Annotated in this window: 11 protein-coding genes; 5 read left to right on the forward strand and 6 right to left on the reverse strand. The window is 66.2% G+C overall.

The features are described from left to right. Positions 1–6: 6 nt before the first annotated feature. From bcsA to bcsD, 4 genes are read right to left on the reverse strand one after another with little or no spacing between them, the layout of a single operon-like run. Positions 7–2,217: a UDP-forming cellulose synthase catalytic subunit gene (gene bcsA, locus AC07VS_RS24980; RefSeq protein ID WP_494752321.1), complete on the reverse strand. Its 2,211-nt coding sequence runs from the start codon at positions 2,215–2,217 to the stop codon at positions 7–9. Next, positions 2,214–2,987: a cellulose biosynthesis protein BcsQ gene (bcsQ, locus tag AC07VS_RS24985; protein WP_492349961.1), complete on the reverse strand. Its 774-nt coding sequence runs from the start codon at positions 2,985–2,987 to the stop codon at positions 2,214–2,216. The genes bcsA and bcsQ overlap by 4 nt, the downstream gene beginning before the upstream one ends. Further along, a complete protein-coding gene (gene bcsP / locus AC07VS_RS24990) occupies positions 2,984–3,844 on the reverse strand; it encodes a cellulose biosynthesis protein BcsP (protein ID WP_494752322.1) in 861 nt (286 codons plus the stop codon). The genes bcsQ and bcsP overlap by 4 nt, the downstream gene beginning before the upstream one ends. A 39-nt stretch (positions 3,845–3,883) precedes the next feature. Beyond that, the gene (gene bcsD / locus AC07VS_RS24995) at positions 3,884–4,357 is read right to left on the reverse strand and encodes a cellulose biosynthesis protein BcsD (RefSeq protein ID WP_492349963.1); all 474 of its coding nucleotides are present in this window, start codon (positions 4,355–4,357) and stop codon (positions 3,884–3,886) included. 488 nt (positions 4,358–4,845) lie between these two features. Between bcsD and AC07VS_RS25000 the strand changes: the two genes are divergently transcribed. From AC07VS_RS25000 to AC07VS_RS25020, 5 genes are all read left to right on the forward strand, one after another. Then, the gene (locus AC07VS_RS25000) at positions 4,846–5,670 is read left to right on the forward strand and encodes an ABC transporter ATP-binding protein (protein WP_492349964.1); all 825 of its coding nucleotides are present in this window, start codon (positions 4,846–4,848) and stop codon (positions 5,668–5,670) included. Then, positions 5,657–6,541 carry an ABC transporter permease gene (locus tag AC07VS_RS25005; protein WP_492349965.1) on the forward strand — a complete coding sequence of 295 codons (885 nt, stop codon included), beginning with the start codon at positions 5,657–5,659 and terminating at the stop codon, positions 6,539–6,541. The genes AC07VS_RS25000 and AC07VS_RS25005 overlap by 14 nt, the downstream gene beginning before the upstream one ends. Next, the gene (locus AC07VS_RS25010; protein WP_494752323.1) at positions 6,538–7,680 is read left to right on the forward strand and encodes an ABC transporter permease; all 1,143 of its coding nucleotides are present in this window, start codon (positions 6,538–6,540) and stop codon (positions 7,678–7,680) included. The genes AC07VS_RS25005 and AC07VS_RS25010 overlap by 4 nt, the downstream gene beginning before the upstream one ends. A 79-nt stretch (positions 7,681–7,759) precedes the next feature. Beyond that, positions 7,760–8,764, forward strand: coding sequence for an ABC transporter substrate-binding protein (locus AC07VS_RS25015; protein WP_492349967.1), 1,005 nt, complete (start codon positions 7,760–7,762; stop codon positions 8,762–8,764). A gap of 135 nt (positions 8,765–8,899) precedes the next feature. After that, entirely contained in the window at positions 8,900–9,574 is a 675-nt protein-coding gene (locus AC07VS_RS25020) for a TetR/AcrR family transcriptional regulator (protein WP_494655705.1), read from the forward strand. Between the two features lie 12 nt (positions 9,575–9,586). Here the strand turns inward: AC07VS_RS25020 and AC07VS_RS25025 are convergent, their stop codons facing one another. Then, positions 9,587–10,843, reverse strand: coding sequence for a Zn-dependent hydrolase (locus AC07VS_RS25025; protein WP_494752324.1), 1,257 nt, complete (start codon positions 10,841–10,843; stop codon positions 9,587–9,589). A gap of 14 nt (positions 10,844–10,857) precedes the next feature. Beyond that, positions 10,858–12,315, reverse strand: a complete 1,458-nt coding sequence (gene hydA, locus AC07VS_RS25030; protein WP_492350644.1) for a dihydropyrimidinase — start codon at positions 12,313–12,315, stop codon at positions 10,858–10,860. Positions 12,316–12,349 lie beyond the last annotated feature (34 nt).

The following is a 12,349-nucleotide window of genomic DNA, read 5'->3' on the forward strand; positions in this document are numbered from 1 at the left end:
CTAGGGTCACTTGGCGTTGGAGGTCCGGCGCAGGCGCAGTGATTTGACGATGTTGCTTGTCAATTCGTTGATGCCGCGCACGCCGATGGCGAGCACGCCGCCGAGAGAGCTGAGGGGTTTGTCCTGTTGGCGCTGGCCCCAGGTGGTGACCCAGGCATCGGCGCGGGAGAAGGTCAGGGCTGCCAATTCGGCCTGCTGGGCCAGGCTCAGGTTGTCGAAACGCACACCCAGCCGCCCCTTGCCGCCGAAGGTGACAACCGCCGGGAAAACCCCTTCTTCGTCCGAGCGGAACAGCGACACCTGCAGCTTGGTACCGGTGGGGATCTGCACCCCGTCCGGCACGGTCAGCCCCAGGCCCTGCTGGGAAAAGTCGTCGGTCTGGCAAGTCAGCACCTTGCCGTTGTCCAGGCGGATGGCTGCGGGCAGTGCGGCCGCCACCCGTGGCGTGACGCGGACCTGGCGGCTTTCACTGGCCACGGCCAGGCTCGCACTGGACAACACGATGTTGTAGGCCGTCCACAGCATGTTGATGAACAGGGTGGTGATCTCGGGGTTGTCCTGGAACACCATCTGCCACACACCGACGGCGAAGCCGAACAGGTTGGCGATCAGCAGCACCAGGTAGGGGCGGGCGATGCCCCAGTCAAAGTAGGCCTCTTCGATCACGCCCCCTTTGGCCGTCACGTTGAACTTGCCCAATTTGGGGTTGATGAAAGCCATCAGCACCGGGCGCATGATGTACCAGGCCAGCACGGATTCGTAGACCTCGTTCCAGAACGAGTAGCGGTAACGGCCCTGGATGCGCGAGTTGGTGATGCTGGCGTGGGCCAGGTGAGGCAGGGCGTAGGCCGAGATCATCAGGGCCGTGGCCTGGAACACGTGGGCCCCGAACAGCAGGTAGGCCAGCGGTGCCGTCAGAAAGATCAGTCGCGGCAGGCCGTAGAAGAAGTGCAGCAGCGCATTCAAGTAGCACAGCCGCTGGCCGATCTTGAGGCCGGGGCCGAACAGGGGGTTGTCGACCCGCCCGATCTGCGCCATGCCCCGTGCCCAGCGGATGCGTTGTCCGATATGGCCTGACAGGCTTTCGGTGGCCAGGCCAGCAGCCTGCGGGATTTCAAGGTACGCCGTGTTGTAGCCCTTGCGGTGCAGCTTCAGGGCGGTGTGGGCGTCTTCGGTCACGGTCTCGATGGCCACGCCACCGATTTCCATCAGCGGTGCGCGCTTGATGATGGCGCAGGAGCCACAGAAGAACGAGGCATTCCAGAGGTCGTTGCCGTCCTGCACCACGCCGTAGAACAACTCACCCTCATTGGGGGTGCGGTGGAAGGTCTCAAGGTTTTTCTCGAAGGGGTCGGGCGAGAAGAACACGTGTGGCGTCTGCAGCATCGCCATCTTGTCGTCCTTGAGGAACCAGCCCATGCAGACCTGCAGGAAGGAGCGGGTCGGGATGTGGTCACAGTCGAAGATGGCCACATACTCGCCGTCGGTGGTCGCCAGGGCTGCATTGATGTTGCCGGCCTTGGCGTGGCGGTTGTTGCCACGGATCTTGTAGCCCACCCCCACGTCCTCGCAGAACTTGCGGAAGTCGCTGCGTCGGCCATCGTCAAGCACGTAGACCTTGAGGCGGTCGGCTGGCCAATCCAGGCTCATGGCCGAGAACACGGTCTGCTTCACCACGTCCAGCGGTTCGTTGTAGGTGGGGATGAAAACATCCACGCTGGGCCAGCTTGACGCATCGGCGGGCAGGGGCACCGGCTTGCGACCCAGAGGCCAGATGGTCTGGAAATAGCCGATCAGCAGCACGGTGAAGGCATACAGCTCAGCGGCCACCAGGCCGAAGCCGAAGAAGGCATCCAGCGGGTTTTCAAACCCCACGGTGTCGGTCAGGCGCCACCAGATGTAGCGGGTGGAGGCCGAGATCGACAGCGTCATCATGGTCAGGGTCGTCACCCGGCCCTTGGTCTTGCGCAGCAGCAGGGCCACCGCAAACGTGGTGCTCGCAAAGATGACCTGCTCGGTCAGGTCCAGCGGGACGCTGATCACCAGCAGGAACAGCAAAAAGGCCAGGATCCCGGTGGCGTACTGGGCCACCGGGTGGTTCCAGATCGGCGACTCCGTGACGCTGTTCAGAAAACGACCCCAGCGTTTGCTGGGGTCGGCCTGGGTGTCTTCGTTGGAGCCGGGCACAGCCGGTCTCGAGGGCGAGGAGGTGCTCATGCGGTGGCGGTCCTGGTGGACAGGCGCTGGGCGATTTTCTCGGCGCAGGCCCGGAAGTCGTTGGCGGCCTGGCTGCCCGATTCGTAGTCGAGCACGCACAGATCATTGGCCAGGGCGTCACCGACCGACTGATCCTGATGGATGGTGCCCACCACGCGATCGCCGAAGCTGGAACGGATCACGTTGGACACGTCCTTGGAGAGTTGACGGCTGTTGTTGGCCTGGTTGACCACGTAAAGCGCTTCAGAGAAGTTCGGCTGGCCTGTGCAGTAGGTCTGCACCAGCCGCTGCATCAGCGGCAAGGCGGCGTAGGACGCCGCGTCGGCCAGCACTACCACCAGGGCCAGGTGGGCTTCGGCCAAGGCTTGCTTGAGGTAGACCGATGGGCCCGGCGGGGTGTCCAGCAGCACCACGGCATCGGGCGGCAGATTCAAGGCCTGAAGTTGATCGCGCAGCCAGAACAGGCGAGTCTCGATCAGGTGCTCAAAACGGTCACGATCGTCTTCGTTGACGACCCCGTAGGGCAGCACATACACGCCGGTCCGGCTTTCGAACACCACGCTTTTCCAGCTCTGCTGGGCCAAGGAGGCGCGCGAGATGCCTCGGAACTCACTCGGGCTGACACCGAAGTGAAGCCCCAGGGCGTTTTGAGGGTCCAGATCCAGCACCACCACGGTGCGGCCCTGGCGTGCCAGCGCACAGGCCAGATTGGCCGTGACGGTGGTCTTTCCAACCCCGCCCTTGGAGGAGACAACGGCCAGCACCTTCATGCGCCACCTCGCAGGTTCTGCCACAAGGCCGCCAGACCTGACGGTGGCGGTGGTGGCGGTGCCACTTCGGCACGACCGGCCAGGCGGTCAAAAATGCCTTGCAATTCTGTGCTTGGTGGGACGGGGGCCGCAGGCGTCGGTGCCGCTTGGATCGTTTGAGCCAGACTGGCCAGCGGCGACGTGCTGGTGAGCGCGCGGGGGGCTGGCAGTGGCGCCTGTACTGCAGCAGGGACCGTTGGCTGCGAGAACACCGGGGCCGGCCCTGCCTGCAGGGGGGGCTCTGGTGCGCGAACCGGTGCGGCAGGCACCGCCGGCGCCCAAGCCACGGACACCGCAGGGCTGGCTGCAGCCTCTGTGGCCGTGGGGGCGGGCCAATGCATCGACGTGGGGGCCTGAACGGAAGGAGGCGCGGCCGGCGCTGGCGTGGGCACAGCTGCCACCACAGCCGCAGGTGCGGGGGCGAAGGTCGCCAGCGCAGGTGTTGGGGGCTGAGCAGGTACTGCGGCAGCGACCGGTGCGGGTGCGGGTGCGGGTGCGGGTGCTGGCACGGGTGCGGGTGTTGGCGTGCCCAATGCCAGTTCGGCTGAGCTCAGGTGCTGGCCGCTCGGCGCCAGCACTTGAACAGGGGGGGCGATGGGGGCCGGACGGAACTCGATCGGGCCGGCGGTCACGGGGGCTTCGGCTGCGGCCACGCCCGGCGCTGTGGCGGCCGTGGCCTGGCCCAACTCCAGCGCGGACAGCAGGGGCCAGCGCTTCTTGGCCTGCGCGGCTGATTGTTGTCGACTCAATTCCTGGTAGTCGTCAACTTGTCCGCCGAACTGTTGGAACAGGTTGACGATGTCTTCAGATTTGGTCATTGGGGCACTCTTTGACAGGCTTCAGGGCCTAGGGCTGGCTCAGCGGCCAAGCCGGAAACTGACGCTGCCCCAGCCGTCGGTGGCCTGGGTCTGGCTGACGACAAGGCCCGGTGCGCCCTGCTGCTCAAACCATTGCTGGTAGACCCCTTCGAGGAAACCGCTGGCCCAGTCCGTGGCCGAGGCACCAAAGGCAGAGGCCAATGGCGAGCAGAAGTGGGCGATCTCCACATGGTCGGCTTGTTGCACCAAGTTCACCCAGCCCCAGTCCAGGTCTTGCCATTGGCGCGACATGGCCGCTTGCACTCCCGCCAGCGTGGGTTGCGGGGGCAGGGGCAGTTCGGTGGCAAAGCGCAGGCCGATGCGTCGGCTCAGTGCGCGCAGATCGGCGGGGGGGAGCGCGGCGGTGAATTCAGCCGCCAGCGCGTGCAGGAAATGCCGCCATTGGCGAGCGCACTGCTGACGTGCCAAGTGCTCGGACACGTCTGTCGGTTGACCCGAATTGACATCGCTCATGGCAAAACCCTGTTCTCAAATGTTATTAGGTGTATCCGGCACCGGGGCCTTTGTCGATCCCCTACCTCAAATGGTTGCTAAATGTTAACAAAACATCCTGTTGCCACGGTGTGAAATTGGCCACGTTCTGGCCATCAGTCCACGGGGCTTTTGCGCTCACTGGGGTGATATATGATTTTTCGATACTGATTGGTGCTGATTTTCTCTTTTTATGGGGTCTTGTCGAGGCTGTTCCTGTGCCGGTCTGTATCGGGTTGCGTGACGGCCAGAGTTCACCCGCGGCAGCTTGACCCGCGGCCACTTCGGTGCGAGACGCTCTGACTCAAGTCAGTGCCGTCGGTGGCTGGTGTCAGACCACCGCGACAGGTTTTGGTGCGGTCGGGGCTGGGCCGGCAGTGCTTTGTGCCTGCTCTGGTGCATTTTTTCTGGCACGGATTTAGCTTTGGGTTTTCTGAAATTGACCATTTGGTTAGGTTTTGGATTGCCCCATGTCGTCTCTTCTGAATGAAACACCCCCCGCCCACCCGATGGCGGTGCCCACGGCGCGCCGCGCTGTGGAGGTGCGCGCCGCCAGCGTGATCTATCCGGCTGCCGACGCGCCCGTGCGTGCCCTGCAAGAGGTGGATCTCACCATCGCCCAGGGGGAGTTCGTCTCTCTGATTGGCCCCTCGGGCTGCGGCAAGACCACCTTGCTGCGTGTGATCGCCGACCTGGAGCCGATTTCGGGGGGCGAAGTATTGGTCAATGGCGTGAGCCCGCGCGAGGCGCGTCAGGCCAGGGCTTACGGTTATGTGTTCCAGGCGCCGGCCCTGTTCCCATGGCGCACCGTGCTGGCCAACGTGATGCTGCCCTTGCAGATCCAGGGCCGGGCCAAGGACGAAGCCTTGGCGGTGGCGCGTGAGCAACTGGGGCGGGTGGGCCTGGCCCAGTTCGAGAACAAATACCCCTGGCAACTGTCGGGTGGCATGCAGCAGCGGGTGTCGATTGCCCGCGCCATGGCGTTCGAGCCACGCATCCTGATGATGGACGAGCCCTTCGGGGCCCTGGACGAGATCACCCGCGACGGGCTCAACGAACAATTGCAGCAGCTGTGGTGTCGCGAGCGGCGCACGGTGGTGTTTGTCACCCACTCCATCTCCGAGGCGGTGTACCTGTCCACCCGCATTGTGGTGATGTCGCCGCGCCCCGGGCGCATCGTGAAGGTGATCGAGTCGCGCCTGCCCGATGAGCGGCATCTGGGGCTGCGCGACACGCCCGAGTTCATGCAGATGGCGCACGAAGTGCGGGAGGCGCTGGCCGATGGGCACCACTGACACCCGTTGGGGCGGCTCGGTTGGCCCGGTGGCGGTGATCGTGGCGGCCATCGTGCTGCTCTGGTATGCCTTGGCCATCTGGCTGAATGCCCCCGGGGCCATCGAGCGGGTGTTGAACCCGCGCGGTGCCTGGGATTGGATCGATCTGGTGCAGACCACCTGGGCCCTGCAGCGCCCGGTGCTGCCCGCGCCGCACCAGATCGCACTGGATTTCTGGTCCAGCCTGGTGGACTGGCCGCTGGATTCGCCGCGCAACCTGATGTTCCATGTGTGGGTGACCGGCCAATCCACCCTGCTGGGCTTTGTCATGGGCACGGTGCTCGGGGGCGTGCTGGCGGTGCTGATCGTGCATTCACGCACGCTGGACCGGGCCCTGCTGCCCTGGGTGGTGGCCTCGCAGACCATTCCCGTGCTGGCGATTGCGCCGATTGTGCTGGTGATCCTGGGCAGCCTGGGCTTCAGCGGCGTGTTGCCCAAGGCCGTGATCGCCATGTACCTGTGCTTTTTCCCGGTCACGGTGGCGGCCGTGCAGGGCCTTCGCTCGCCGCAGCGCATCGAGACCGAACTGATGCACACCTATGCGGCCAGCCGATGGCAGGCCCTTTGGTTGCTGCGCCTGCCCGCCGCCTTGCCGTTTGTGTTCCCGTCGCTCAAGGTGGCCATTGCCGCCGGTCTGGTGGGCGCCATGGTGGCCGAGCTGCCCACCGGAGCCCAGGCCGGCCTGGGCGCGCGGCTGCTGACCGGCTCGTACTACGGCAACACGGTGCAGATCTGGTCTGCCCTGCTGATGTCGGCCCTGCTGGGTCTGGCCTTGTCAGGAGCGATGGCGGGCCTGGAGCAATGGGTTTTGCGCAACAGGAGGCGCTCATGACAAGCACCGCAAACATGCGCCAGGCCGGGCAGTTCACCGCGGTGGCCGCGCTGGCCTTTTGGCTGCTGTGCGCGCTGCAGCCGCTGATGGTGTTGGAAGCCGAGGGTGCCGCGCCCGCCATGTCATCGTTGCTGGCCCAGCCGGCGGCCTGGCTGGCGGCACTGCTGGGCGTGCTGGCTGCTGTTCTGGGGCTGCGCCCCAGCGGCCGTGCGGCCTCATTGGGCCTGACCGCGATGGCCGGTCTGGCCGCCATCGGTTGGTTGCAACTGCCGCCGGCCCAGGCAGCCGCTCCGGCCGCGGCCGGGTTCTGGTTGGGGGCCTTGGGCCTGGGCGCGCTGGCGGTGCTGACCATCCAGCGCTGTGCAGCACTCGAAGGGCAGCGTTTCGATGCGGCGCTGGCGCCGCTGCTGTTCGGCCTGTGGGTGCTGTATGCCTGGCAGTTGCTGACCGTGGCGCTGGAGGTGCCCAGGGTGCTGTTGCCCCCGCCAGCCTTGGTGCTGGAGGCCTTGTGGACCCACGCGGCCACCTTGGGCGGCGACTTTGTGCAGACCGTGCTCAAGGCGGTGGTGGTCGGTTGGCTGCTGGGCTCGGGCCTGGGCTTTGCGGTGGCAGTGGCCATCGACCGCCAGCCTTTTTTGCAGCGTGGCCTGCTGCCGATCGCTTCGTTGACCAGCACGGTGCCTCTGGTGGGGGTGGCGCCGATTGCCGTGATGTGGTTTGGCTTTGACTGGCCGTCCAAGGCGGCGGTGGTGGTGCTGATGACCTTCTTTCCGATGCTGGTGTCCACGCTGGCAGGCCTGCAGTCGGCGGGGCGCCTGGAGCGCGAACTGATGCACAGCTACGCCGCCAGCTATGGCCGCACGCTGTGGAGCCTGCGCCTGCCCGCCGCATCGCCCTTTGTGGTGGGGGCGCTGAAGGTGAATGCCACGCTGGCCCTGATCGGCGCCATCGTGGCCGAGTTCTTCGGCTCGCCCACGGCCGGGTTGGGCTTTCGCATCTCCACCGAGGCCGCGCGCATGAACATGGCCCTGGTGTGGGGCGCGATCGCGGTGGCGGCGGTCACCGGCTCGCTGGCCTACGCCTTGCTCGTGCGTCTGGAACGCCGGGTGGCGTTCTGGCATCCCTCGGTGCGGGGCTGAGGCGGCAAGGCCTGCTGCGCATCGCTTGTTCTGTGTTCTTTCACCCCTGTCTGTCTTTTTTCATCACAAGGAGCGTCCCATGAAGAGTTCTTTTCGCTTGTCCGCTGGCGTGCTGGCAGCCCTGCTGGCCTTGGGCGGTGCCGCCGCGCACGCGGCCGACAAGGTCACGGTGCAGCTGAAGTGGGTGCCTCAGGCCCAGTTTGCGGGCTACTACGTGGCCCAGGCCAAGGGCTTCTACAAAGAGGCCGGGCTGGACGTGACCATCAAACCCGGCGGCCCCGACATCTCGCCGGTGCAGGTGATCGCGGGCAAGTCGGCCGATGCCATCGTCAACTGGATGCCCGACGCCCTGGCGGCGCGCGAGGCCGGCGTGCCTCTGGTCAACATCGCCCAGGTGTTTGACCGCTCGGGCCTGATGCTGACCTGCAAGAAGTCCAGCGGCGTGAGCAGCCCGAAAGACCTCAAGGGCAAGACCCTGGGCGTCTGGTACGGCGGCAATGAGTACCCCTTCCTGAATTGGATGGCCAAGCTGGGCTACAAGACCGACAGCGACATCAAGATCCTCAAGCAAGGCTTCAACGTCGACCCGCTGCTGCAGAACCAGGCCGCCTGCATCTCGACCATGATCTACAACGAGTACTGGCAGGTGGTGGATGCCGGCGTCAAGGAAAGCGACCTGGTGACCTTTTTCTATGAGGACCAGGGCGTGGCCTCGCTGGAAGACGGCTTGTATGTGCTCGAATCCAGCCTCAAGGACAAGGCCTTTGTGGCCAAGATGGGCAAGTTCCTGAAGGCTACCTTCAAGGGTTGGAACGAGGCCGTCAAGAACCCCGAGGAGGCCGCCAAGATCGTGGTGGCGCAAGACAGTTCGGGCAGCGCCACCGTGGCGGTGCAGAAGCGCCAGATGGAGAACGTGGCCAAGCTGATCAGCAAGGCGGGCACCGACAAGATCGGCTACCTGGACCCGGCTGCCTACGAGCGCACGGTCAAGGTCCTGCTCAACGGCGGTAGCTCGCCGGTCATCAAGAAAGACCCGGGCAAGGCCGCCTACAGCCATGTGGTGTGGGAAGCCGCCCAGCATTGACGGGCTGGTTCGGTCCCCTCCTCGGCCTGCGCATGAGCGGCAGGCCTGCCCCGCGGGCAGCGTATCCTTCGCCCCTGTGTGTTTGCACAGGCGCCCGATGGGGCGCTGCCCGCTTTTTTCCTCTGAAGAGATCCCATGCCTTCCGTCCCCAAGCTCCCGTCTGCCCCGGCGGCCTCCGCGGCCGCTGCTGATGCCGCCAAAGGCCAGATCCGACAGGCCAACGAGAGCCTGATCCTGGAGGCTGCCGAGCGCGTGTTTGCCGGTGCCGGCTTCAGCGGCGCCACCATGGCCGCCATTGCCGAAGCGGCCGACCTGCCCAAGGCCAACCTGCATTACTACTTCGGTAACAAACAAGACCTGTACCGGGCCGTGCTGGCGCGCACCCTCAGCGACTGGCTGGCGCCCACGCACGGCATCACGCCCGAGGCCGACCCCGCCACGGCCCTGGGGGATTACATCCGCGACAAGATGCGCCTGTCGCAGCAGCGCCCGCATGCCTCCAAGGTGTTCGCCAACGAGTTGCTGCATGGGGCGCCTGTGTTGCAGACCCTGCTGGAGACCGAACTGCGCGACCTGGTGCTCGAAAAGGCCGCCGTGCTCGACGGTTGGGTGGCCCAGGGCCGCATGGCGCCGGTCAGCACCGTGCACCTGTTCTTCACCATCTGGTCTGCCACCCAGACCTATGCCGACTTTGATGTGCAGATCGCTGCCGTGCTGGGGCGCAGCGCCCTCACGCCCAAGGACTATGCCGAGGCCACCGAACATGTGGTGGGGCTGGTGCTGCGAGGGTGTGGATTGACGCCCCCCTGAGGGGGCGACGCTTCAGCCCGCCCGCTCCAGCATGGCCTGCAGCAGCACGTTGCAGCCGGCGGTGATGTGCTCGGGCTTGGCGTCTTCGATCTCGTTGTGGCTGATGCCATCCTTGCAGGGGATGAAGATCATGCCCGTGGGCGCCAGCTTGGCCATGTAGACCGCGTCGTGACCGGCGCCTGACACGGCGGGCATGTGGCTGTAGCCCAGGCGCTCGGCGGCGCGCTGCACCGCGTTGACACAGTCGGCGTGGAAGGGCTGGGCCGGGTAGTGCGACACCAGTTCGACCTCGATCTTCAGCCCGGTCTCGGCGGCCACCTGGGCCGCGTAGGCGCGGATGTCGGCGTCCATCTGGTCGACCAGGGCGTCGGTGCTGTTGCGCAGGTCCATCGAGAACTTGACCCGGCCCGGGATCACGTTGCGGCTGTTGGGGTGCACGTTGACCATGCCCACGGTGCCACGCCCGTGCGGGGCGTAGCGGTTGCCGATGGCCACCACCTCTTGCATCACGCGGGTAGCGACCTGCAGCGCGTCCTTGCGCAGGCCCATGGGGGTGGGGCCGGCGTGGGCTTCCATGCCGGTCACGGTGCAGTCGTACCAGCGGATGCCCAGCACCGCGCTGACCACGCCGATGGTCTTGTCGTGGTCCTCCAGCACCGGGCCCTGCTCGATGTGGGTCTCGAAGTAGGCGCCGATGGGGTGCTGGCCCGGCACCTGGTCCCCGATGTAGCCGATGTGGGCCAGCTCGTCCTTGACGCTCTTGCCCTCGGTGTCGGTGGCGGCGTAGGCGTGTTCCAGGGTGAAGGCGCCGGCGAACACGCCCGAGCCCATCATCACGGGCACGAAGCGCGAGCCCTCTTCGTTGGTCCAGAAGGCGACCTCGATCGGGGCCTCGGTCTGGATGCCGTGGTCGTTCAAGGTGCGCACCACCTCCAGGCCGGCCAGCACGCCGTAGTTGCCGTCGAACTTGCCGCCGGTGGGCTGGGTGTCGATGTGGCTGCCGGTCATGACGGGGGGCAGGCTGTTGTTGCGGCCGGGGCGGCGCATGAACACGTTGCCGATCTGGTCGACAGTGATGCTCAGGCCGGCGTCGCGGGCCCAGCCCACGACCAGGTCACGGCCCTGGCGGTCGAGCTCGGTCAGGGCCAGGCGGCACACGCCACCCTTGTCGGTGCCGCCGATGCGGGCCAGGGTCATCAGGCTGTCCCACAGGCGTTCGCCGTTGATGCGCAGGGCCTCGGTGGGGGGCGGAAGGTCTTTCGGGTTCATGGGGGGTACTCCTTTCAGCGGGTCACGGCGGTGGGCTTGGCCAGGGCGGCCTTGCGGCCCAGGGCGTCAAAAGTGGGGCCGAAGGGCGGGCGCTTCAGGTAGCGGCCGCTGCCGCGCTCCACGCGCAAGTCGCCTTGCACATAGACCAGGCGGCCCTGGCTGATGGTGTGGCTGGGCACGCCGGTCACGGTCTTGCCTTCGAAGATGTTGTAGTCGCCCAGCGAGTGCTGGGTCTTGACCGACAGGGTCTTGGTGGCGGCGGGGTCCCAGACCACCAGGTCGGCATCGGCGCCGGCGGCCACGCAGCCTTTGCGGGGGTACAGGTTGAACAGCTTGGCCGCGTTGGCCGAGGTCACGGCGACAAACTCGCTGGGGGTCAGGCGGCCGCTGTTCACGCCCTCATCCCACAGCACGGCCAGGCGTTCCTCGACACCCCCGGTGCCGTTCGGGATCTTGCTGAAATCGGCCTTGCCCATGGCTTTTTGCTCGGCGCAGAAGGTGCAGTGGTCGGTGGCGGTGGTGTGCAGGTGGCCGGCCTGCAGGCCGCGCCACAGCGCCTGTTGGTGGCTTTTTTCACGGAAGGGCGGGCTCATCACATGGGCAGCGGCCACGTCGTAGCTGGGGTGGCGGTACACGCTGTCGTCCACCACCAGGTGGCCGGCCAGCACCTCGCCGTACACGCGTTGGCCCTTGGCGCGGGCGCGGGCGATGGCCTCGGCCGATTCGGCGCAGGACACGTGCACCACATAGATCGGCACGTTGAGCACGTCGGCGATGGCGATGGCGCGCTGGGCCGCCTCGGCCTCGACGGCGGGTGGGCGTGACAGTGGGTGGCCTTCGGGGCCGGTGATGCCCTGGTTCTTCATCTCCTGCTGCAGCAGGAAGACCAGCTCGCCGTTCTCGGCGTGCACGGTGGGCATGGCGCCCAGCTCCAGCGCGCGGCGGAAGCTGTTCACCAGGGTTTCGTCGTCGCACATGATGGCGTTCTTGTAGGCCATGAAGTGCTTGAAGCTGTTCACGCCCTCGTCGCGCACCAGGGTGCCCATGTCGGCGTGCACGCTGTCGCCCCACCAGGTGATGGCCACGTGAAAGCCGTAGTCGGCGCAGGATTTCTCGGCCCAGCCGCGCCAGGTCTTGTAGGCGTCGAGCAGCGGCTGCTGCGGGTCGGGGATCACGAAGTCGATGATGCTGGTGGTGCCGCCCGCCAGCGCGGCCGCGGTGCCGCTGAAGAAGTCGTCGCGCGTGACCGTGCCCATGAAGGGCAGTTGCATGTGGGTGTGCGGGTCGATGCCGCCCGGCATCACGTACTGGCCGCCGGCATCGACCACGGTGGCGCCGGCGGGGGCCTGCAGGCCCTCACCCACGGCCACGATCTGGCCGTCCTGGCACAACACATCGGCACGAAAGCTGCGGTCGGCGTTGACGACGGTACCGCCTCGGATCAACAAGGCTGAGGTCTGGGCTGTGTTCATGAGCAAGTCTCTCCATCAAAAATGCCGCACGGGC

The sequence above is a fragment of the Curvibacter sp. GW821-FHT01G03 genome, from assembly GCF_059422285.1.